General features: G+C 66.5%; 11 protein-coding genes. 7 read left to right on the forward strand and 4 right to left on the reverse strand.

Translation table 11 applies throughout. From position 1 onward, the window contains the following. Positions 1-7 precede the first annotated feature (7 nt). The 5 genes from IDF66_RS11880 to IDF66_RS11900 all read left to right on the forward strand — a co-directional run bounded on the left by IDF66_RS11880 (position 8) and on the right by IDF66_RS11900 (position 9,798). Positions 8-3,376 carry an arabinosyltransferase domain-containing protein gene (locus IDF66_RS11880; protein WP_190266987.1) on the forward strand — a complete coding sequence of 1,123 codons (3,369 nt, stop codon included), beginning with the start codon at positions 8-10 and terminating at the stop codon, positions 3,374-3,376. Then, positions 3,366-6,683 (forward strand): arabinosyltransferase domain-containing protein, encoded by a 3,318-nt coding sequence (locus tag IDF66_RS11885; protein ID WP_190266988.1) that lies wholly within the window; start codon positions 3,366-3,368, stop codon positions 6,681-6,683. The genes IDF66_RS11880 and IDF66_RS11885 overlap by 11 nt, the downstream gene beginning before the upstream one ends. Before the next feature lie 116 nt (positions 6,684-6,799). Then, positions 6,800-7,693, forward strand: coding sequence for an oxygenase MpaB family protein (locus IDF66_RS11890; protein WP_164309530.1), 894 nt, complete (start codon positions 6,800-6,802; stop codon positions 7,691-7,693). A 66-nt stretch (positions 7,694-7,759) separates the two neighbouring features. Further along, a complete protein-coding gene (locus IDF66_RS11895) occupies positions 7,760-8,482 on the forward strand; it encodes a VIT1/CCC1 transporter family protein (protein WP_190266989.1) in 723 nt (240 codons plus the stop codon). A gap of 83 nt (positions 8,483-8,565) precedes the next feature. Beyond that, entirely contained in the window at positions 8,566-9,798 is a 1,233-nt protein-coding gene (locus IDF66_RS11900) for an HNH endonuclease (protein WP_223309427.1), read from the forward strand. 188 nt (positions 9,799-9,986) lie between these two features. Here IDF66_RS11900 and mqo read toward each other — a convergent pair whose 3' ends face one another. Next, the gene (gene mqo, locus IDF66_RS11905; RefSeq protein ID WP_190266991.1) at positions 9,987-11,483 is read right to left on the reverse strand and encodes a malate dehydrogenase (quinone); all 1,497 of its coding nucleotides are present in this window, start codon (positions 11,481-11,483) and stop codon (positions 9,987-9,989) included. Between the two features lie 93 nt (positions 11,484-11,576). Between mqo and IDF66_RS11910 the strand changes: the two genes are divergently transcribed. Both IDF66_RS11910 and IDF66_RS11915 read left to right on the forward strand, forming a co-directional pair. Further along, complete coding sequence (locus IDF66_RS11910; protein ID WP_190266992.1) at positions 11,577-12,464, forward strand: LysR family transcriptional regulator; 888 nt, start codon at positions 11,577-11,579, stop codon at positions 12,462-12,464. 162 nt (positions 12,465-12,626) lie between these two features. Then, complete coding sequence (locus tag IDF66_RS11915) at positions 12,627-13,856, forward strand: DICT sensory domain-containing protein (RefSeq protein WP_190267461.1); 1,230 nt, start codon at positions 12,627-12,629, stop codon at positions 13,854-13,856. A gap of 30 nt (positions 13,857-13,886) precedes the next feature. Here IDF66_RS11915 and IDF66_RS11920 read toward each other — a convergent pair whose 3' ends face one another. The 3 genes from IDF66_RS11920 to fadD32 all read right to left on the reverse strand — a co-directional run bounded on the left by IDF66_RS11920 (position 13,887) and on the right by fadD32 (position 22,843). Next, entirely contained in the window at positions 13,887-15,437 is a 1,551-nt protein-coding gene (locus IDF66_RS11920; protein ID WP_164309526.1) for an acyl-CoA carboxylase subunit beta, read from the reverse strand. A gap of 8 nt (positions 15,438-15,445) precedes the next feature. After that, positions 15,446-20,866, reverse strand: a complete 5,421-nt coding sequence (pks13, locus tag IDF66_RS11925; protein ID WP_190266993.1) for a polyketide synthase Pks13 — start codon at positions 20,864-20,866, stop codon at positions 15,446-15,448. 75 nt (positions 20,867-20,941) lie between these two features. After that, positions 20,942-22,843: a long-chain-fatty-acid--AMP ligase FadD32 gene (fadD32, locus tag IDF66_RS11930; RefSeq protein WP_164309524.1), complete on the reverse strand. Its 1,902-nt coding sequence runs from the start codon at positions 22,841-22,843 to the stop codon at positions 20,942-20,944. Positions 22,844-23,025: the final 182 nt, after the last annotated feature.

The raw sequence follows: 23,025 nt of genomic DNA on the forward strand, positions 1-23,025 counted from the left end.
AGACATCGTGCCTGTGACAGCCTCGACCGCTGCGCCCGACGCCGCGCCGCCGACATCCAGGGTGTCTGTGGGCACCGCCCGCACGGTCGCCGTGGTTGCAGGCATCATCGGCATCGTCCTGTGTGCCATCACGCCATTTCTGCCGGTCAAGGCCACCGATGCCGCGTTCGACTGGCCGTCCGGGCAGAGTCTGTCCGCGCAATCGGCCGATGTCGTCGCGCCGCTGATCGCCCAGACACCCCAGGCTCTCGACGCACGGATCCCGTGCGGCGTGTTGTCGGGATTGCCGGCCGACGGCGGCCTGGTGTTCGCGACGATGCCGACCAACGCCCCCAAGAGCAGGTCGTCGGCGCTCTACGTCACCGCAAACCGGGACACGGTGACGGTCAGTTTCCGCAACACCGTGGCGGCCGACGCACCCCGCGATCAACTGGCCCGGTGTTCGGTGCTGCACGTCTGGTCGGCACCGACCGGGCCGGGCGCACAGTTCGTCGGCCTGGGCGAGTCGACCGTCCTGCCGCCGGACAAGCGCCCCCAGGTCGACGGCATCTTCACCGGCCTGAACACCCGACAGGTGCAGTCGGCCGCGAGCGCGGGCCTGCGGGTGCACGTCCAGATCGACAACCGCTACGTCAGCTCGCCCACGGTGCTCAAGCTCATCGTGATGGTGCTGGCGGTGATCGCCGTCCTCGTCGCGCTGGTGGCGCTGTACCTCCTCGACCGGGCACACGGCCACCACCGCCGTATCGGCAGACGCGCCGACGACGGCAGCAGGCCGAACCGTCTCGGGTCCTGGTGGCGCAATCTGATCCCGCGCACCTCCGACGTCGCGGTCACCGTCGTCCTGCTGATCTGGGCGCTCCTCGGGGCCGGGACCGCCGACGATGGCTACATCCTGAACATGGGCCGGACGGCCGACGCCTCCGGCTATCTGGCCAACTACTACCGCTGGTACGGCATACCCGAGGCGCCGTTCGACTGGTACTACAGCTTCCTCGCGCACTGGTCGTCGATCTCGTCCACGATCTTGTGGATGCACCTGCCGTCATTGGCCGCGGGGCTCGTCTCCTGGTTCGTCCTCAGTCGGGTGCTGCTGCCGCGGCTGGGTGCAGGCGTCCGCCGCAGCGGCTGGGCCGTGTGGGCCGCAGCGCTGGTGTTCATCGCGTTCTGGCTGCCGTTCAACAGCGGCCTGCGGAGCGAACCGATCATCGTGCTCGGTTCGCTGCTCACCTGGTGGGCGGCGGAGCAGGCCATCGCCACCCGCCGCCTGCTCCCCGCCGCGCTCGGTGCGATCGCGGCGGGCTTCACCCTCGCGCTCGCCCCACAGGGCGTCATCGCGGTGGCGATCCTGCTGGTGTCGGCGCGGCCGCTGCTGCACATCCTGCTCGACCGTCGGCGTGAGTCGGGCACGCTCGCACTCATCGCCCCGATGACCGCGGCGGGCCTGCTGGTGCTGATCGTGGTGTTCCGCGACCAGACACTGGCCACGGTCCTCGAGGCGATGAAGATCCGGTATCAGGTCGGACCGGTGATCAGCTGGCATCAGGAATTCCTGCGCTACTACTTCATCTCGGTCACCACCGACGACGGTGCGCTGACGCGCCGGGTACCGGTGCTGCTCCTGCTGGCCGGTCTCATCGTCACCGTGGCGGTGATGCTGCGCCGCAACAAGATCCGTGCAGTCGACCCCGGACCGACCTGGCGGCTCATCGGCTCGATCGGCGTCACGATGCTGCTGCTGGCCTTCACTCCGACCAAATGGACCATCCAATTCGGCATCTTCGCCGGACTCGCCGCCGCCATCGCGGCCACCGCCACCCTCGCGGTGGCCCAGTCGGCGGCCCGGTCGGCGCGCAACCTGACGGTGTTCGTGTCCGGGCTGTTCTTCGCGCTCGCCGCTGCCATGGCCGGTTACAACGCCTGGCCGTTCGCCTACGAATACGGGATCTCCTGGTTCGACCGTGCGCCGGTGCTGGCCGGACGACCGGTGTCCACACTGTTCCTCGTCCTGGCCGTGATCACCGCGGTACTCGCCGTCTGGCAGCACCTGCGCCTCGACTACGTCGAGAACAAGGGCCTGGCCCACGCCGGCGACGGTGACGGTGGGAGCAAGGCCGATCGTCGGCGGCTGTTCCTGGCGTCGTCACCGATCGCGGTCATCGCCGGCCTGATGGTGGTGGCGGAACTGCTGGTGTTCGCGAAGGCGGCCGTGACCCGCTATCCGGCCGACACGGTGTTCTCCGAGAACGTGAACGCTCTGCGCGGCAACAGCTGCGGCATGGCCGACGAGGTCCTCGTCGAGTCGGACCCGAACGCCGGGATGCTGGCACCCGCCGATGGCGAGTCGGTGTCCGCGGCACTGCGTGGGACCGATCCCGTCGGATTCACCCCGAACGGTGTCCCCGACGACCTCACGCCCGACCCCGGCAACCAGCGACCAGGCCAGATGAATGTGTCGGCAAGTGTCGCCAAACCCTTCGTCATCACGGGTGGACTCGGTGCAGGCACCACCGGAGGCACCGGACCCCGCACCGTCAACGGGTCAACAGTGGCGCTGCCCTACGGGCTCGACCCGTCCACGACCCCGGTCCTGGGCAGCTACGGCTATCCGGGCGAGGCACATCTGACCACCGGCTGGTACCGATTGCCCACGGTGCGCGCGGCGTCACCGCTGCTGGTGTTCAGTACGGCAGGCGCCGTATCGACGATCGACACCTTCGGCGTCCGCAACTTCGGCCAGAAGCTCGTCGTCCAGTTCGGACGGCCCGGCCCCGATGGTTCGTTCACCCAGATCGGACCGGACGTGCTGCCGATCGATCCCGGCCCGGTCATCACCAACCGGCCCTGGCGCAACCTCCGGGTGCCGATGAGTGCGGCACCTCGGGCAGCCACCACGATGCGCCTGTCATTGCTCGACAACAACCTCGGACAGAGTCAGTTCATCGGCATCACCCCGCCCAGGGCACCGCGATTGCGGTCGCTGCAGGATGTCGTCGGGTCACAGTCGCCGACACTGATCGACTTCACGGTCGGTGCGCATTTCCCGTGCCAGCGACCCCTGCGGGTGACCAACGGCGTCGCCGAGGTCCCTCGATGGCGAATCCTCCCCGACTACCCACTTGCCAACTCGCAGTCCAAGACCTGGCAGTCCGGCGCCGACGGAGGACTGTTGTCGATCTCGGAGTCGACCACCTCGGCGCAGGCCGTTCCGACATACCTCAAGGACGACTGGGCACGCGAATGGGGAGCTCTGGAGCGGCTGACGCCACTCGCCGAGAACGCGGGGACGGCGCAGGTGAACACTTCTCAGACGACACAGTGGGGCTGGTCACGCACCGGTTCGATCAGGGTGGAGCCGCAATCAGATGACGAGTGAGACAGTGACGCAGCCATCGACGCCACGCTCCCGCGATCACCGCACCGCGAAGATCGTCGCGGTGGTGGCAGGGGTGTGCGGCTTCCTGGCTGCCATCCTCACCCCGCTGCTACCGGTGAATCAGTCCACCGCCGAACTGAATTGGCCGCAGGGTGACAGCGTGGGCAGTGTCGCGGCGCCACTCGTCTCGTATGTGCCGATCGACATGGACGTGACGGTCCCGTGTTCACTCGCCACGCGGTTGCCGCGGGACGGCGGACTCCTGCTGTCGACGATCCCGGAGGGCGGTCAGGATGCCGGCGCCCGCGCGCTGATGATCCGCGCCACGAGTGACGCACTCACCGTCACCGATCGCGACGTGGTGATCCTCAACACCGATCGCGCCACGGCCCAGTCGAATCCCGGCTGCCGGATCAGGTTCCACGCCGACGGCTCCGGCGTATCGGCCCGATTCGAGAACGCCCCGGGCGACGGTCTGCACAACTTCTCGGTCGCCGATCAGGAGATGCGGCCCCAGATCGTCGGCATCTACACCGATCTGCCCGATTCGGCGCCACGGGCCGGTCTGTCGGCGCATGCGACGATCGACACCCGCTATGTCAGCACTCCGTCGGCGCTGAAGCTGGCGGTCATCGTCGTCGGCATCATCATGACGATCCTGTCGTTGATCGCCCTTGGCGTTCTCGACCGCCGGGATGGCAGGGGACACAAGCGGTTCCTGCCCACCGGATGGTTCACCATCCGCGGCCCCGACGTCGCCGTGTTCCTCATCCTGGCCTTCTGGTGGTTCGCGGGGGCCAACACCTCCGACGACGGGTACAACTTCACCGTCGGCCGGATCACCGGGGATGCGGGCTACGCGGACAACTACTTCCGCTATTTCGGCGTGCCGCAGGACCCGTTCGGCTGGCATTTCCAGGTCATCGCCGCGATGACCCACGTGAGCCTCGCCGCGCCGTGGATGCGCCTTCCGGCCTTCTTACTCGGCCTGCTCGGCTGGTGGCTCATCAGCCGAGAGGTGATCCCGCGTCTCGGCCGCGCGGTCCGCAACAGCACGCCCGCGGTGTGGTCGGCCGCCTTTGTCTTCCTGGCCATCTGGCTGCCGTACAACAACGGTCTGCGACCGGAGCCTGCCGAAGCCGTCGGCGCACTGCTGACATGGTGCTGTGTGGAGCGAGCGATCGCGACCAGGCGAATGCTGCCCTACGCCATCGCCGTCGTGGTTGCGGCATTCACGCTCGCCCTCGCACCCGGCGGCCTGATGGCCGTCGCCGCACTCCTCGCAGGCATCCGTCCGGTGGTCAAGACCTTGGTGACGCGACGCAAGCGCGACGGCCTGCTGCCCATGCTCGCCCCCGTCCTCGCGGCGGGAACGGCGGTGCTCTATCAGATCTTCTACGACCAGCCACTGATGCCGCTGATCGTCGGCAACAAGGTCGCCACCGACGTGGGTCCGACGCTGGAATGGTGGCAAGAACCTGTCCGGTACTACTACCTGATCCTGCCGACCGCCGACGGCACTCTCGCACGCCGATTCGGGGTGCTGGTCATGATCCTCTGCCTGGTGGTCGTGCTGCTCCGTCTGTTGCGTCGTGTGCACCCGAACGGAGTTGCCCGAGCGCCGATCTGGCGCCTCATCGCGGTGATCCTGGGCACCATGTTCTTCATCGCGTTCACGCCGACCAAGTGGACCCATCACTTCGGCGTGTACGCAGGGATCGCGGCCGGTCTGGCCGCCGCCGCGGGCGCGATGATGGCCCCGGCCATCCTCCGGTCGCGACGCAACCGGACCTTCTTCGCCGCAGCGGTCCTGGCGGTCACCGCGATCTCGTTCACCGGTACCAACGGCTGGTGGTTCGTCGGCAGCTACGGCATCCCCTGGTGGGACCGGCCACCATCGATCGCCGGGATCAAGCTGGGCTGGCTGATCCTGGTGGTCGCGGTGATCACCGCGCTCGTGGGCCTGTGGTTCCATTTCCGCGACGACTACGTCGACGACACGACCAGGACACGCGGCGGCGACGGCTGGCCGTCGAAGCTGAAGTTCTCACCGCTGCCGGTGATCTCGGGACTGGTCGTGATCTTCATGGTGCTCTCGTTCGCCAAGGGCGGGTACGAGCAGCGCGACAGCTGGTCGTGGATGAAGTCGAATGCGCGGGCGATGGCCGGCAACGAATGCGCACTCGCGAACGACGTGCTGGTGGAACAGGATCCGAACACCGGCCTGCTGTCTCCCGCACCGGTCGACGGTCGGGTGGCGCCGACCACCTCGTCGGCACTGGCCGGCGCCGGGAACGGCAGTCCCGATCCGGACGGCTTCACACCGAACGGCGTGCCGAACCGGCTGTCCATCGATTCGACCGAGGAACAGGACACCGCGACCTCCACGGCCCAGAACACCGCCCAGTCGGGCGCGGGCTCCGACGCGTCCACCCAGACGACCGAATCCGCACAGGGCGGGACAGAAGGTGGGCAGGGAGCACGCGGCGTCAACGGTTCGACCGTGCGGCTCCCGTTCGGGCTCGACCCGGCCAAGACACCGGTGCTCGGTTCCTACGACTCCCCGAGCGGGACCGGGTCACTGACCACCGACTGGTATTCGCTGCCCGCGCGCAACGCTAATGCTCCGCTGCTCACCATCGCGGCAGCCGGATCGGTACAGGCGGTCGACGGGCTCGGCGTGCAGCACAGCGGCCAGCAGGTCACCGTCCAGTTCGGCCGGACCGGAGCCGACGGTCGGGTGACCCCGGTCGGCGTGATGTCGCCCATCGACATCGGTGAGGTGCCCACCTGGCGGAACCTTCGATACCCGCTCGCCGACGCACCGCCGCGTGCCGACGTGGTGCGGGTGGAGGTGCGTGACACCGCCGGAGCGCCGTCGGAGTGGGTGGCGATCACGCCACCCCGGGTGACCGAACTCCGCACTCTCAACGACGTCGTCGGGACCACCGATCCGGTGTTCATCGACTGGCTGCCCGGCATGGTCTTCCCGTGCCAGCAACCGATGAAGGTTCGTGACGGCGTTCTCGAGGTACCGAAGTGGCGCATCATGCCCGATGCCGAGGCCACCCGGAAGAACAGCCAGACCTGGATGTCCGGCAAGGCAGGCGGACCGCTGGGCATCACCGAGGCCATGCTGACCCCGACGTTGCTGCCGACCTATCTCCGTAACAACTGGGGACGGGATTGGGGTGGCCTGCAGAAGTTCACCGAGATCGACCCTGCCCCTCCTGCGCAGCTCGAATTGGGGACCGCGCGGCATTCCGGGCTCTACAACCCGGCACCCATGCGGTCGAGCGGGTACTGAGGACACCCCCGCGGCGGGTGCAGTGGCCCGCCAGGAACGAGCGTGCCGTGCCGAGACCACGGCACCACTACGCCCGAACGCGCCCTCGACCCGCATCGTCGCGTTAGCCTGGCGTCATGGAGCGTGGTCCGGACACGTATCAGCACGCGCACGTCGCCGACGTCAGGCCCGCGCGGAGGCGTCCCCGTGTCCGGCGGACCGGTGATCTGGTCACCGGGCTCGGCCCGACCATCGCCGGGGCCAACGTGATCATGCAGCTGGCGAATCCGAAGGTCGGCCACGGTGTGGTGGAGAGTCGTGTCGACTCCGGCAGCGCGGTGAAGCATCCGATCAAGCGCAGTCGGACCACCGGGACCTTCCTGGCAGTCGCATTGATGGGTGACGACGACGACCGAACCTTCGTCGGGACCGAGCTGAAGCGTATCCACGATCTCGTCTATTCGACCGCAGAGAGCCCCGTCCACTACAGCGCCAACGACTCCCGACTCCAGCTGTGGGTGGCGGTGTGCCTGGTGAAGTATTTCCTCGATCAGTACGAACTCTTGTACGGATCGCTGAGTCCGGCCGAGAAGGACCGTGTCGTCGACGATTCCCGATGGCTCGGGACAACGCTCAACGTGACCGAGGACCAGTGGCCCGGCAGCTACGCCGATCTACAGGAGTACTGGCGCACCCAGCTCGACGACATGACCATCGACCCGCCGGTACGCGCACTGCTGCAACAACTCTCGGATCTGTCGTTCCTGGAGGACCGGATCGGACCGGCGGGCGCGATGGCACACAAGGTACTCGGCCGTCCGCTGAGCTATCTCATCAAGGCCGGGCTACCTCCCGAGTTCCGCACCATGATGCACTGGCGGTGGAGTCCCGCGGACGAAGCGGCCTACGACCGGACCCTGCGGGTGGCCCGGCTCGTCGAGCCGGCCACCGGACGTGTCGCACGAGGCCTGCTCCAGGCCTATCTGTACGACATGCGTCTGCGGCGGCGGTTGGGGATCCGGGTCTTCTGAGTCGTTCCCGCTAAGGCAATCGTTTCCTTGCTTGCGGGGATGTCATTGTGGCAGTTGAGTTGACCCATGACCGTCGATCACGAACACCAGCATCGCGGCGAACCGCACACCGGTTCCCTGGCGAATCGGCTGAACTGGCTGCGCGCGGGCGTACTCGGCGCCAACGACGGGATCGTCTCCACGGCAGGCATCGTGGTCGGTGTGGCGGCTGCCACGGCCGACCGTGGGCCGATCTTCACCGCGGGCGTCGCCGGACTGGCCGCGGGTGCCGTCTCGATGGCGCTGGGCGAGTACGTCTCGGTCAGCACCCAACGCGACACCGAACGAGCACTGCTGGCGAAGGAAGAACGGGAACTGCTCGAGCAACCGCAGGCCGAGTTCGACGAACTCGTGGGCCTCTACGAGGCAAAGGGACTCACGCACGAGACCGCGTGCCGGGTGGCGCGGGAGCTCAGTGACCACGACGCCTTCGAGGCGCACGCCGACGCCGAGCTCGGCATCGACCCGCACGAGCTCACCAACCCCTGGCAGGCCGCGTTCTCGTCGGCGGTCTCGTTCACCGCCGGAGCCCTGCTCCCGCTGATCGCGATCCTCGCGCCACCGGCCTCATGGCGAATCCCGGTGACGTTCATCGTCGTCATCGCCGCCCTGGCACTCACCGGCGCCGTCGGCGCGACGCTCGGCGGGTCACGTCCATGGCGACCGATGCTGCGGGTGGTGATCGGGGGGGCGCTCGCGATGATCGTCACGTTCGCGATCGGGCGGCTCGTCGGGCACACCGTCGCATGACGTCGGCAACGGTGCATGTGACGAATTCTTCGCAGTACTGAAGAACCACTTGACTCGAACACATGTTCGAGTACGCTGGTCTCATGGGGGAGATCAGATCGGTCATCGACAGCATGAGAGAGGTCACGGTCGCCGACACGGCGTCCGGGCGACAGGTGTTCGACGGCACCAAGACGTTGATGGAACTGCGCAATGTCGTCGATCATCTGCTGGCGGTGCATGCCGCGGCGCTGGATCGATTGGGCGTCGCGAAACAGTCCGGTGGCACGACGCGCAACCTGTTGATCGAGATGGGTGCCGCACCGGGTGTGGCGTCACGCTGGTTGCGGATCGGCGCCGCGCTCGCGTCGTTGCAACGGTTGCCCGCCTACGCCGGCGACGGCGTGTTCTCCGGGGAGCATGTCGATGCGATCGTGCTGGGCGTGGCACACATCATCCGTCGCGCCACCGCTGACCTGTGCGATCAAGAACGCCTGGAGCATGAGCGGGCGCTGATCAGCCAGGCCATGTCCGGAGCGACGCCGAAGGAGATCGGGCAGACCGCCCGGGAGCTCGGTAACCAGATCGCCGACGAGACAGGGGGTCTGCCGGCGTCCGAGGACCGCGGCGTCAACGAGTTCAGTGTGACCGAGACCGCGGACGGGCGCGTACGGGTGAAGGGTGATCTCGACATCGTGGTCGGCGAGAAGTTGATGACCGCGATCGACTCACTCTCCGGGGCGCGGCCCGAACCGGACGGGTCACCCGATGCCCGCACGCGCGGTCAGCAACGTGCCGATGCCCTAGAACAGATCCTGGACGCTGCCGGAACCGCGGATCCGAGATTCGTGACGCCACCGAAGACCCACATCACTCTGACCGTCCCGGCCGACACCCCCGACGCGGCGCGTCTGCAATGGCTGGGTCCGGTGTCCCAGGTGACCGCCAAACGGCTGGCCTGTGATGCCGGGATCACCGAGATCATCATCGACGGGCAGACGGTGCCGCTGCAGATGGGTCACGAGAAGCGGCTCTTCCCGCCCCACCTACGCAAGGCGATCATCGTCAGGGACAGGTGCTGCATCAAGTGCGGCGCGCCGGCCTCGTGGGGACACGTACATCATATGAGGCACTGGATCGATGGTGGACCAACCGATCTCGACAACGGGTGTCTGCTCTGCCCTTCGTGTCATGCAGAGGTCCACGCGCACGGTTGGGAGATCGTGATGGGCCTCGACCGCCACCCCTGGCTGATCCCACCCGTCACCGTAGACCCGAGACGGCATCCGCTACCGGCCTACAACCGACGCACCATGCACCTCGACGCCGCCGCCTGAGTCACCGGCAAAGGCTCAGCGCAGCACATTCCCGCGCAGAACTTTCATCTCGCACCCGACCATCATCGGGATCGCATACGACCCTTGAGAACTCAATGGTGTGAACTCGATGGCGTGGGGGCACCGCGGCGGATGCCTGCCGCCCTGGGGACCGCGTCGCACGGTCTCCAGGCAGCGGGTTCCGTACGTCAGGATGCCCGGCGCAGACCCAGCGCGGAGGCCGACCGAGCGAGGCTGTTCTCCGCGGCCTCCCGGTCCCAGCGGACCCGCTCGAAATCCGGAATCGCCTTCTCCACCGCACTTTTCCAGCTCGCATCCCATTCTTTCGGAAAGCACTGTCGCAGGAGGTCCACCATGATGGGAACCGCCGTCGATGCGCCCGGCGACGCACCGAGTAATCCCGAGATGGAGTGGTCGGCGCTCACGATGAGCTCGGTCCCGTGCTGGAGCACACCTGTCCGCCGCGAGTCCGGTGTCACGAGCTGGGCGCGTTGACCGGCCGAGATCAGCTCCCACTGTTCAGATCGTGCGGCCGGAAAGAACTTCTGCAACTGCATGAATCGCCGTTTCGGACCGGCGACGAGTTCTGACAGCAGAAAGCGTATCAGTGACAGATTCTGGAGACACGCCGCCAGAAGAACGTGCACATTGCGCCACCGCAGCGTGGTGAAGAAGTCGGCGAACCTGCCGTGTTTCAGCAGTTTGGTACTGAACGTGGCATAGGGCCCGAACAGCAGGTACTCCTCGTGATCGACGATGCGTTTGTCCAGATGCGGCACAGACATCGGCGGAGCACCGACCGCGGCCTGGCCATAGACCTTCGCGTCGTGCCGGGCGACGACGGACGGTGTTGCGCACCGGTAGAAGGCGGCACCGACCGGCAATACCGCATAGCCATCGATCTCTGGGATGCCCGCTTTTTGCAGCAGACGCAAGGCGAACCCGCCCGCGCCGACGAAGACGTGCTGCGCTCGTACCGTGAATTGCTGTCGGCGTCGCGTCTGCTTTCCGGTCACACACCAACTGCGGTCCGGATTCTGGCGCAGTGTTCGCACATCGTGGTCGAGCAGCACCTGTCCGCCGCGCTCAACGATGATGCGGGTCAATGCCTTCGTCAGGGCGCCGAAGTCGACGTCAGTGCCCCGTGGATGTCGTGTCGCGGCGATCGGTTCGCCGGGTTCGCGTCCCTCCATGACCAGCGGCGACCACGCGGCGATCTGGGCCGGATCCTCCGAGTACGCCATCTCTGCGAACAGTGGATCACCAGCCAGCGTCTGAAATCTGCGTTGCAGGTAGTCGACATCGCGAGAGCCGAACACGACGTCCATGTGTGGCGTCGTGCTGACGAAATCCTGCGGGTCATCGAGGAATCCCGCGTCTGCCAGGTATGCCCACCACTGCCTGCTGAGGTGGAACTGCGCAGCGACGGTGGTTGCCCTACTCCGGTCGGCCGGGTCCGGCATGTAATTGAGCTCGCACAGTCCCATGTGTCCGGTCCCGGCGTTGTTCCAGGGGTCGCTGCTCTCTGTGGCGAGCTCTCCGGCCCGCTCAACGAGGACGACTCGCCAATCCGGCTGCAGTATCGCGATCATCGAGCCCAGGGTCGCCGACATGATCCCTCCCCCGACGAGGACGATGTCGGCCTCGCTGCCGATCCCCTCATCGGTGCCTGCACCTGTACCCATCTGATGACTCCTTTTCGATGAACGCCTGAACACTCACCGTCCCGCACAGCCATCAATCCGTCCAATGAACTATCTGTCAAATATCATCCATATATGGATGAATGGGTCACCGAACTCTCCCCTCAGCTGCGCGCCCTGGTCGAGCTCGCCGTGCACGAAGGTCACGTCACCGGGGCGGCGGCGGCTCTCGGCATCCCGCAGTCGTCGATGAGCCGTCGGATCCATGCTCTCGAGAAGGCGCTGCACGTGCCCCTGGTAGTGCGCGACGGGCGGACTCTTCGTCTCACTCCGTCGGCGATCACATTGGCCGATTCGGTTCGGGCGCCGCTCCGCGAGATCGAGGCCGCCCTCACCCAGATCACCGACGCCGCCGATCCCGACCACGGCACCGTTCGGTTCGGCTTCCCCTTGACCATGGGTTCGGGACCGGTTCCCGGCCTTCTTGTCGACTTCAGCCGCCGTCATCCCGACATCCATCTTCAGCTCAAGCAGGCGCACGGCGCGGAACTCATTGACGATCTCCGCCACGGCAGACTCGACCTCGCGATCACGATCCCACCTCCGGCGGACCTACCGTTCCGGGTGCTCGCGACGCAGGAGATCTGCGCCATATTGCCGGAGGGCCATACTCTCGCCGGCCACCCCTCGGTTCTCCTCGGTGAGCTGTCCGATGAGCGATTCGTCGCGAATCCCCCGAGCTATCACCTACGCCAGGTCACCGAAGAGTGGTGTATGGCAGCAGGATTCGTCCCCGACATAGGGATCGAGATAACCCAGTTCTCCACCATTCGAGATTTTGTGCGCCGCGGTCTCGGCGTCGCTCTGCTGCCCCGGATCGCGGGCCGCCTCCGCGGCATCGTCGAGAAGCCCATTGCCGACGGTGAGCACACGCGTCAGATCGCCCTGACGTCGGCCACCAGGAGCCAGAGTCCTGCAACACAGCGGTTGAACGCTTTCATCGTTGCTCGACGCTTTCAGTGATCAGTCCGTGCCGAACAGCGGTGTTATCCTGGCGGCAGGCAACGCAATTGCCCCGCCCCAGGATGTGAAGAAGCTCGCGTCCCGTCATCACGATGTGAGCGACCGTCCGTTCCGACGGGAGGCCCGAATGGTCCCGTGTTCCCAGAGGATCGATCCACGATGATGCCTGAGCCCCATCGAGCTCCTACAGCCGAGGACGGGTTCACCCTGTTCGAGGATCTCGAACTGCACATGCAGTTCGCGCCGGTGTGTCGATTGACCGACGGCGCTGTCGCCGCGCTCGAACTGCAGCTCCGCGGACCTTCCGGGACCAGACTCGGGACGGCCGACGCGCTGCGTCGCGCCGCGAGAGTGATGGAACAGCATCACGTCATCGATCGGCGACGACACGAGTTCGCGCGCTCGGCCCGTGCTCGGTCCGTCGCGACCATCGTGCCGCTGCTGGTGGCGACGGATCTCGAGCTCCTCGACCAGTTCGAGGACGACGCCACCGACACCCCCGGACGTCAGATCATGGTCGTCATGCCGAGCGCGCTGTCTCGCAATCCCCAGCACACGCTCGCCCGAGTCGCCCGGGCACGGGCAGCCGGGAAGGTCATCTGCGTCGACGGCCTCGAACGTAGCGGGGATGCCGCCGTCCTGCTCTCCCTGATCGAGCCGGACATCATCCTCATCGGAGCAGACCTGCTGCAGCACAATGCCACTCAGGACTCCGCCCGGCTGGCACACATCCTGGCTGCGCACACCGAACGAAGCCACGCCGTCGTCATCGCCGAAGGCGTCGACGACGACGCCCGTCGGATCACGGCCATGACGCTGGGGGCTTCGTTCGGGACCGGCGCGCTGTACCCGTCGGTGGAGAGTCCCACAGCACTGTCGAACGTCCCGGTCGTACCCCTTCCCGACATGCCGGTGTGGTCGACCCCCGGTCCGAACCAGGCCACCCCGTACGCCATCGCGTCCGCGTCCGTCGCGCCGCGCCTCGGCGACAAACGCCTGCTCATCGAGATGAGCAAGTCGCTCGAACACCAGGCCGCCACCGATGGCGCGGCCATCGTCCTCGGCACCTTTCAGCATGCCGAACACTTCACGCGACGAACCGCCGACCGATGGCGGCTGATGTCGGAGAACACCGGTCTCGCAGGCGTATACGGTGTCGGACTGCCCGACCTGCGGGACGGCAATGTCCATCGGGCACCACTGCGGCCGGACGACGACCTCGTGGAAGAGTGGAACGTCGCCGTTCTCGGACCGCATTTCACCGCGCTGCTGTCGGCGCGCGACAGACACAGCGGCAACGACGACCTCGACCGCACGTTCGACTTCGTGCAGAGCTACGACCGGACGACCGTCACGCAGGCGGTTCGTTCCATCCTGCTCCGATTCGACTGAGCCGCGAGGAAAGACCGGCCTGTCGAGGTCTCAGATGGGCATCAGGTAGTGCTTACGCGGCGTCCGGTACTCCGTCTTGTCGCGCAACTGTGCCAAGGCCTTTCGCAACTGAAGCCTCGTCTCGGCGGGCTCGATCACCGCGTCGATGTAGCCGCGCTCGGCTGCCAGATACGGCGTGGCCATGTTGGTGTTGTAGAAGTCGATGAAGTCGCGGCGGACCTTGTCGGCGTCAGCCGCCGACATCCCCTCGGTCTGACGACGGGTGAGCACCGCGGCAGCCGACTCCGCGCCCATGACCGCGATCTTGGCGCTCGGCCATGCCAGATTGATGTCGGCGCCGAGCTGTTTACAGCCCATCACCGCATAGGCGCCGCCATAGGCCTTGCGGAGCACCACGGTCACCTTCGGGACGTCGGCCTCCACGTACGCATAGAGGAACTTGCCGGATCGACGGATGGTGCCCTTCTGCTCCTCGGCGAGTCCCGGGAGAATGCCCGGCGTGTCCACCAGGAACACGAGCGGAATGTGGAAGGCGTTGCAGATCCGCACGAAACGCGTGGCCTTCTCCGACGAATCAGTGTCCAGCACACCGGACATCACGCTTGGCTGGTTGGCAACCACGCCGACGGCGCGACCATCGACCCGGGCATACCCGGTCAGGATATTCGGCGCGAACAGCTCGCCGACCTCGTGGAAGGCGCCGTCGTCGAACAGCTTGATGACGATGTCGTGCATGTCGTAGCCAGCATTGTCGTTGTCCGGCATGAACTCGTTGAGCGACAGATCCGACTCGGTGATCTCCGGCTCGAGACCGGGATTGATGATCGGCGGCAGCTCGTATGCGCTCGACGGCATGTACTGCAGGTACTCGCGCACCCACTCGAATGCCGTCTTCTCGTCCACCGCGACGTGATGGATGTTGCCCCAGCGCGCCTGGTTGTGCGCGCTGCCGAGGTCCTCGGCCGAGATGTCCTCGCCGTTCACCTGTTTCAGCACATCGGGTCCGGTGACGAACATGTAGCTCTTGTCCTCGACCGCGACGAGGATGTCGGTGTTGGCGGGCGTGTACACCGCACCACCCGCGCACTTGCCGAGGATCACCGAGATCTGCGGCGCCAGACCGGAGAGCAACAGATTGCGCCTGCCCATCTCCGCATACCAGGCCAGCGACGTCACCGCGTCCTGGATGCGGGCACCCGCCGAGTCGTTGATACCGACCATCGGGCATCCGATCTTGCCGGCCCACTCCATCAGCGCGGAAACCTTGCGCCCGAACATCTCTCCGACCGTGCCGCCGAACACCGTCTGGTCGTGCGAGAATGCCGCCACCGGGCGGCCGTGCACCAGTCCGTGTCCGGTGACGACGCCGTCGCCGTATCCGCTCTGGGCGGCTCCGGGCATCTTTGCCAGCGCACCGATCTCGACGAAGGTCCCCGGGTCGAACAGCATGGCCAACCGCTCACGCGGTGAGCAGATGCCCTTCGCCTCGCGCTTGGCGATCGCCTTCTCGCCTCCGGGCTCCTTGGCGGACTCCAGCTTCTCGCGGAGGTCGGCCAGTTTTCCGGCGGTGGTGTCAGTCACGGTGCTCCTTACTCGCCAGCGTCGCCGCGGCGGCCCACATTCTTCAGACGCGCGGTGAGGTCCGCCCCGATCCTGCCGATATAGGGCTCATCGACGATCGAGAGGTGGTCGCCGCCGATGTGGATGATCTCCAGGTCGTCGACCACCTCGCCCCACCTGCCGTCCTCGTCGATCTTCGCCCACTGCGGCTCGAGTTCGATCGCTCCGTCGTGCATCTTGTCGGCACGATAGAGGATCACCTTGCCGTCGTAGCTCGTCGGTTCGATGTTGGTGAGCGCGCGGTTGTCGAGGAACGAGGTGCGCTGGTGCTCGATGATCCCGCCGGGAATCTTGGTGCCCGACATCGACATCATCTCCATGATGATCTGGAACTGTCCCTCGTCGTCGGCCTCCACGAGGCGATCCATCGGGATCGGTACGTCCTCATCGAGGTCGTAGGTCTTGACCGCGAAATCGCGCCAGCGCTCCAGGCGGGCCCGCTTGGTGTCGGCGGTCTCGACCACCGGCTCCGACGGACGCACCACGTCGATCAGGCCGACGAAGTCGACGACCTCACCTTCGTCGCGCAACACCTGCGCACATCCGTAGGCCAGTGCGCCACCGAGCGACCACCCGATCAGTACGTACGGCCCGTGCGGCTGGATCTCACGCAGGCGCGGCATGTACTGCAGCACACGCTCCTCGATCGAACCCTCGACGCGATCGAAACCGATCACCGGCTGGTCGTCGGGAAGTCGCTTGAGCAATGCCTCATACGCCGACGTGTTGCCACCTGCCGGGTGGAAGAGCAACGCGGGCACCGGATCACCGGCCGACGGGTCATACGACTTCTTGCCGTCCGGAACCAGACGCAGGTACCGGATGAAGCCGTCGGTGTGCGCGCTCGCGTCGAGGAACTCGCGAACGTAGTTCGACATCTCCTCGATGGTCTCGGAATCGAGGATGTCCTCGACGTCGATGTCGCCGCCGGTCCGCTCGTTCAATCGATCGGTCAGCTGCTGGGCCACGTCGTCGGTGAGTACCGGGAGCTTGTTGAAGACGCCGCCTGCCGACTTCTTGGTGACCACGGCGTACACGCCGAACGTCAGGCGCTCGGCCGCATCTCGAGGCGGCACATCGGAACCCGTTGCGTCGGCGACCGCAGACTGATCCGTGAGGTTGGTCGCGGGCTTGGTGGTGCTGTCGGCGGGTCTCGATACGGCGCTCGCTTCGCTCGGGCCTACTCGACCGTCGGTGGGGTTGCTGTCGGCGGGTCTCGATACGGCGCTCGCTTCGCTCGGGCCTACTCGACCGTCGGTGGGGTTGCTGTCGGCGGGGGCCGGGTTGCTGTCAGCGGGTGTGGTGGTGCTGTCGGCGTCGATGAGTGCGTTCAGCGCTGCGGTGTCGAGATCGCCCTGTCCGGCAGAGCCTTCCGCGAGCTGCGCGACCTCGTCGCGGTGCTCGACGGCGTAGGTGACGAACTTGACCACGTCGGCCAGATTGGCCTGCCGCATCGCCTGCAGCTGCAGCTGCGGGATGTCGAACTCGAACTCGACACGATTCTTGATGCGGACCGCCATCAGCGAATCCAGCCCCAGCTCGATCAGCGGGATCTCGCGGGGCAGGTCCTCCGGGTCGTAACCCATGGACTCCCCGACGATCACCGCAAGCCGATCCTCCACGGACTCACCGGAATCCGGGTTCCACTTGTTGCCGATGTCGTCGACCACCTCGTCCTCGACCACGACCTTGTCATCGGCGAAGACCGCTGCCGGCGACGTCTGCGCAGGCTCGGACGCGTCGACCGGGGGCACGTCTCCACCGGTCACGACCGCCTCGAACACCACGCGGAAATCCTTGTCCTGCTTGCTGTGCACGGTGACCGACGCACCACCCGGGTGCGGGCTGAGTGTGGTGGTCAACGTGCCGACGGCCGGGATGTCGCCATGGCCCAGAGCGGCACCGACAGTGGCACCTGCCAGCACCTGCGCCGCGGCCGCCCGCACGAGTTCGCGCGGATCGGTGACCGCCGAGGCGTTCACCTCCCAGGCGTGCCGCCCGTCGGGCAGTGCGACGTGCGAACCCGGAGCCTTACCCGACGATCCGCCGGACGACAGCTGCGCCTTGAGCCAGAAGTCCTTGCGCTCGAAGCGGGTCCGCGGGATCTCCCCGAACTCACCGCTGCCGAACAGCGAGCCCACGTCCACCGGGTGTCCGTGCACGTACAGCTTCATCAGCGCGTTCACCACACCGAAGCTCTCGTCCTCCTTGCGCCGCAAGGTCTCGATGAGCTCGGCGTCGTGCAGGCCCACCGAGAAGGTCACCGCGGCAACGGAGATGAGGACGGCGGGATTCGGCGAGAGTTCCAGGAACGTGCGGTGACCGTTCTCCACCGACTTCGCGATCGCCTGGCTGAACCACACGCTGTGGCGCAGGCCCTTGGTGAAGTAGTCGATCGTGTGGACCGGGTCGTGACCAGGGCGGTAGAACGTCTCCCGATCGACCGAACTGTAGAAGCCGACGGACGGACGCAACGGTTCGATCCCGGTGAGCTCATAGGCGAGTTCGCCGAGCAGCGGGTCCATCTGCGAGGTGTGGCTCGCACCCTTGGTCTGCAGTTTGCGGCCGAGCTTGCCCTCCCCCTCGGCCCGCGCGACGATCGCGTCGACCTGGGGTTCGGGACCACCGATCACCGTGTGGGTGGGTGCCGCGTAGACGCAGATCTCGAGGTCGGGATAGTCGACGAGCACGTCGCTGATGTCCTCGGCGCTGTACTCGACGAGGGCCATCAGGCGGATGTCGTCCCCGGTGAGCATCGACTCGCCCTCGCCCATCAGACGCGAGCGCTGGCAGATCACGCGGGTCGCGTCTTCCAGCGAGAGCCCGCCGCTGATGTACGCGGCCGAGGCCTCACCCATCGAATGCGGAACCAGCACACCGGGTTCCGCACCGAAGTGGCGCAGCGTGTCGGCCAGCGCCACCTGGATGGTGTAGATGCCGACCTGGCTGGTCTCGATGCCGTAGGTCTGCTCGTCGTCGAGGAACACCTCCGCGATCGAATAGCCCAGCTCGTTCTCGACAAAGGCATCGACCCGGTCGACGTACTTCTTGAACACCGGGTTCTCGGTGTAGAGCTGCTTGGCCATCTTGCGATGCTGCGAGCCGAATCCGGAGAGCAGCCAGACCGCCGATGCGGCGTCCGGGGAGTCCGCCGAGTAGACGAGCGGATTGTTCTTGCCCTCCGCGATCGCGCGCAATCCGGTGACCGCGTCCTCGTGCGACCGCGCCATCACCACCGCGCGCGACCGACCGTGGTTACGGTGGGCGAGCGCGCGCCCGATGTCGGCGAGCGATGTCGCCTGCCCTGCTTCGGATTCCAGCCATGCGACCAGATCCTCGGCCGCCTTGCGACGGCGTGACGGCAGGAAGCCCGAGACCACGAGCGGAACCACCGAGCCCTCGACGGCACAGGGCCCGAAGCCCTCGGCGGGGTCCTTCTCGACGACCTCGACGGCCTCGGGTTCCTTCTTGGCCTGCGCGGCGAGAATCGCACGCTCCGCTTCGGTGAGGTACTCGTCGTCGTCTTCGTCGTCGAGGTTGGCTGGTCTCGATACGGCCGCTCCTTCGTCGCTCCCTACTCGACTGGCGGAAGAAACGCTGCCTACTCGACCGGCGGAAGAAACATCGCCACCACCATCACCGTCCACGCGACCGTCGGAAGGATCGAGGTCTGACGGCAAGGGCTCGCGGACCACGATGTGTGCGTTGGTACCGCCGAAGCCGAAACCGGAGACACCGGCGATGGCGTGACCCGAATAGCGCGGCCATTCGGTGTTCTCGGGGACGACCTTGAGTCCGTTCGATCCGAACTGGATGTACGGGTTGGGACCCGCGTAGTTCAGGGACGCCGGGATGCTGTTGTTCTGCATCGAGAGGACCACCTTGGCGAGCGCGCCTGCGCCCGCAGCGGACTCCATGTGACCGAAGTTGGTCTTCGCGGATCCGAGCAGGGCGGGCGTGCCCACCACACGACCCCGACCGACCACACGACCGAGCGCATCGGCCTCGATCGGGTCACCCAGGATGGTGCCGGTGCCGTGGGCCTCCACGTAGTCGATGCTGCGCGGATCGATGGCCGCGTCGGTGTAAGCGTCGCGCAGGACTTCCACCTGCGCCTCGGGGTTGGGGGCAAAGATGCCGTTGGAGCGGCCGTCCGAGTTGACCGCGGAACCCGCGATCACCGCGAGGACCTGGTCGCCGTCGCGACGGGCGTCGGCCAGTCGCTTCAGCACGAACAGCCCGCCACCCTCGGAGCGGACCATGCCGTCGGCGTCACTGGAGAAGGCCTTGATGTGGCCGTCCTTGGCGACCGCGCCGATGGTGTCGAAGCCGACGGTCGCCGCGGGGGTCAGGATCATGTTGACGCCGCCGGCCAGCGCGACCTCGGACTCACCCGATCGCAGGCTTCGGACCGCCTGATGCACGGCCACCAGCGACGACGAGCACGCCGTGTCGAGGGCGACGGATGGACCGTGGAAGTCGAAGAAATAGGAGACCCGGTTGGCGATGATCGACGTCGCCGTACCGGTCAGTGCGTAGGCCGCCGTCTCGTCGGAGCCTTCGCCCAGACCCAGTGCTGCCATCAACTGGTAGTCGTTGGTGGACGTGCCGACGAAGACGCCGACCGAACCGCCCTTGAGATCGCTCGGCGGGATGTGGGCGTGTTCGAGCGCCTCCCACGTCAATTCCATCGCCAGACGCTGCTGCGGGTCGACCATCTCGACCTCACGCGGGCTCATCTGGAAGAAGTCGGCGTCGAACGCCTTCACGTCGTCGAGGTAACCGCCACGCAGGTTCCGCTTGTCGAGCACCTCGGCCATCCGCGCGTCCGCCCTGAACTCGGTCCAGCGGTCGTCCGGTAGGTCGGAGATGCCGTCACGGCCCTCGATCAGGGCCTCCCACGTCGACTCCGGGGTGCTGCCTGCCTTCGGGAACCGGGTGGACAGTCCGACGATCGCGATGTCGTCGTCGGCGCTGCGCTCGCGCTGCCAGAACGTGTCGGAATCCGCATCGAGGCCCTCATCCGGATCACCCTCGATGATGCGCTTGGACAGCATCGCGATGGTGGGATGGTTGTAGGCGGCGGTCGCCGTGAGGATGACGCCGGTCTTGTCCTCGACGTCGGCGGCCAACGCCACCGCGTCGCGCGAGGAGAGCCCGAACTCCTCCATCGGCCGGTCGTCGGAGATCTGGTCTGCCGGGATACCGGTGGCTTCCGACACCCAGCCGCGCAGCCAGTCACGCAGTTCGGCGACGGTGAGATCGCCGACGGTCTCGCCGGCGGTTCCCTCGGTGTGTCCCTCGATGTGCGAAGTGTCGTCAGCGCGGCTCGACGACGAATCGTCGCCGGGCTCGAGATTGCCGGACTCTTCGGTATTCAGTTCAGACATCATTTCCAGACTACTGATCGAGGGCACCCGCAGAGGTGACCACGGGTGATTCGGGTACCGGGGACCTCGACGGCGCTATTCGGCGTCGGGAAACGCGGTCTGCTTGTAGCCGCCACGAAGGCTGCCGTCGATGTAGGCCGCGCGGGTGGCGCGACGGGCGATCTTGCCGCTCGAGGTCCGCGGGATCGATCCGGCCGGCACGAGCAGGATGTCGCGGGCCATCACGCCATGACGGGACGCGATGGCGGCCCGGACGGTGTCGGCGATCTCCTGCGGATCGTTCCGCTTGCCCGGTCCGCGCTCGGCGACGATCACGAGCTGCTCCGACGCATCGTCGGCATCGAACTTCAGACCGCTCGTGGACTGCTCGAACACCACCGGAGGGAGCTGATTCGACGGCACGGCGAACGCCGCGACGAAGCCGGGTCGCAGGCTCGCACTCGACTCCTGCGCGCTGTACTCGAGATCCTGCGGGTAGTGGTTGCGTCCGTCGACGATGACGAGGTCCTTGACGCGGCCGGTGATGTAGAGCTCGCCGTCGAGCCAGACGCCGTAGTCGCCGGTGCGCATCCAGATCGAGTCCGCGGGGGCGCCCTCGGTGTGGCTGCCCTCGGCAAGCGGATTGGCGACCTTGTTGTGGAAGGTCTCCTCGGTCTCGTCGGGCTTGTTCCAGTAGCCGGCACCGATGTTGAGGCCGCTCAGCCAGATCTCACCGACGTGGCCGTCCTGCTGCTCGGTCGCGGTGTCCGAATCCACGATCGCCGCCCACTGGCTGACCGCCACCTGGCCACAGGAGACCTGCGCGACGGCGTTCGGCGAATGCTGGTCGACCACCTGGAAACGGCCCGCGTTGAGCTCGTCGCGATCGACGTAGATGATCTTGGCCTCGTTCTCGCGCTGCGTCGCGGAGACGAAGAGCGTTGCCTCTGCCATGCCGTAGCACGGCTTGATGGCCGTTTTCGGCAGACCGTACGGCTCGAAGGCGTCGTTGAACTTCTTCATCGAGCTGACCGTGACCGGCTCCGATCCGTTGATCAGACCGATGACGTTGGACAGATCGAGGCTCTCGCCCTCCTTCGGCAGTCCGCGGACGGCGGCGTGCTCGAAGGCGAAGTTCGGGGCGGCGGCGTAGGTCTCCGCACCGTCGCTGGCGGCGGCGAGTTCCTTGATCCACCGGCCGGGCCGACGGACGAAGGCCTGCGGACTCATGATGGTGATGTAGCGGCCACCGAGCGCGGGCAGGATCACGGTGAGCAGGCCCATGTCGTGGAACATCGGCAGCCATGTGACGCCACGGGCATTGCGGTCGATCTCGATCGTGTCGTAGATCTGCAGCACATTGGCGGCGACGGCCTGGTAGGTGATCTCGACGCCTGCGGGCACGCGGGTGGATCCGGACGTGTACTGCAGGTAGGCGACGGTGTCCTTGTTGTGGTCCTTACCCGCGACCGGGGCGACCCAGCTCGACCCGACCGAATCGGGAACGGCGTCCACGGCGATGACACGCGGGCGTTCCTTGGCGGGGAGCGGCTTGAAGAAGTCACGGACCGCTTCGGCAGACTTCGTGGAGGTCAGGATCGCGGTGGGCCGGCAGTCACCGAGGACTGCGTGCAGGCGGTCGGTGTGCCCGGGCTCGTCGGGAGAGAAGAGCGGGACCGCGACATTGCTCGCATAGAGCGCGGAGAAGAAGCCGATCACGTATTCGAGCGACTGCGGCGCGAGGATCGCGACCCGATCGCCCGGCTTGGTGACCTGCTGCAGCCGTGCCGCCACCGCGCGCAGTCGTTTGCCGAACTGCGCCCACGTCAGATCCTGCGCCTCACCGTCACGCTCACGGCTGTAGTCGATGAAGCGGTAGGCGAGGGTGTCGGCCTCGTCGCGCACATTGCGCTCGACGTAGTCGACGAGTGTGGCGTCCTCGGTGAAATGCAGTTGTCCGTTCTCATCGAGGAACTGCTCGAATTCTGTGTTCAACATCCGTTACTCCTGTGGCCCCCACGTGGCAGGCAACGCCGCCTGGTCGGTCGGCACTCCCCGCGATGCCGTCCGGCCGATGCCTTTCACGCCCTGTGTACTACCGCGGTCACGGTAGTCCAATGTCGTTATCTGCTCGAAATGCTCATGATCGTCAACTCGATCTTCGTGGCGGCGCACACGGG

The sequence above is a fragment of the Gordonia hankookensis genome, from assembly GCF_014673215.1.
Lineage (GTDB): Bacteria > Actinomycetota > Actinomycetes > Mycobacteriales > Mycobacteriaceae > Gordonia > Gordonia hankookensis.

Excerpts from the sequence above, each read along its gene's own strand:
- IDF66_RS11895 (WP_190266989.1), top strand. The coding sequence starts at position 7,760 with ATGACCGTCGATCACGAACACCAGCATCGCGGCGAACCGCACACCGGT.
- IDF66_RS11910 (WP_190266992.1), top strand. The coding sequence starts at position 11,577 with ATGGATGAATGGGTCACCGAACTCTCCCCTCAGCTGCGCGCCCTGGTC.
- IDF66_RS11900 (WP_223309427.1), top strand. The coding sequence starts at position 8,566 with ATGGGGGAGATCAGATCGGTCATCGACAGCATGAGAGAGGTCACGGTC.
- IDF66_RS11915 (WP_190267461.1), top strand. The coding sequence starts at position 12,627 with ATGCCTGAGCCCCATCGAGCTCCTACAGCCGAGGACGGGTTCACCCTG.
- pks13 (WP_190266993.1), bottom strand. The coding sequence starts at position 20,866 with ATGTCTGAACTGAATACCGAAGAGTCCGGCAATCTCGAGCCCGGCGAC.
- fadD32 (WP_164309524.1), bottom strand. The coding sequence starts at position 22,843 with ATGTTGAACACAGAATTCGAGCAGTTCCTCGATGAGAACGGACAACTG.
- IDF66_RS11885 (WP_190266988.1), top strand. The coding sequence starts at position 3,366 with ATGACGAGTGAGACAGTGACGCAGCCATCGACGCCACGCTCCCGCGAT.
- mqo (WP_190266991.1), bottom strand. The coding sequence starts at position 11,483 with ATGGGTACAGGTGCAGGCACCGATGAGGGGATCGGCAGCGAGGCCGAC.
- IDF66_RS11890 (WP_164309530.1), top strand. The coding sequence starts at position 6,800 with ATGGAGCGTGGTCCGGACACGTATCAGCACGCGCACGTCGCCGACGTC.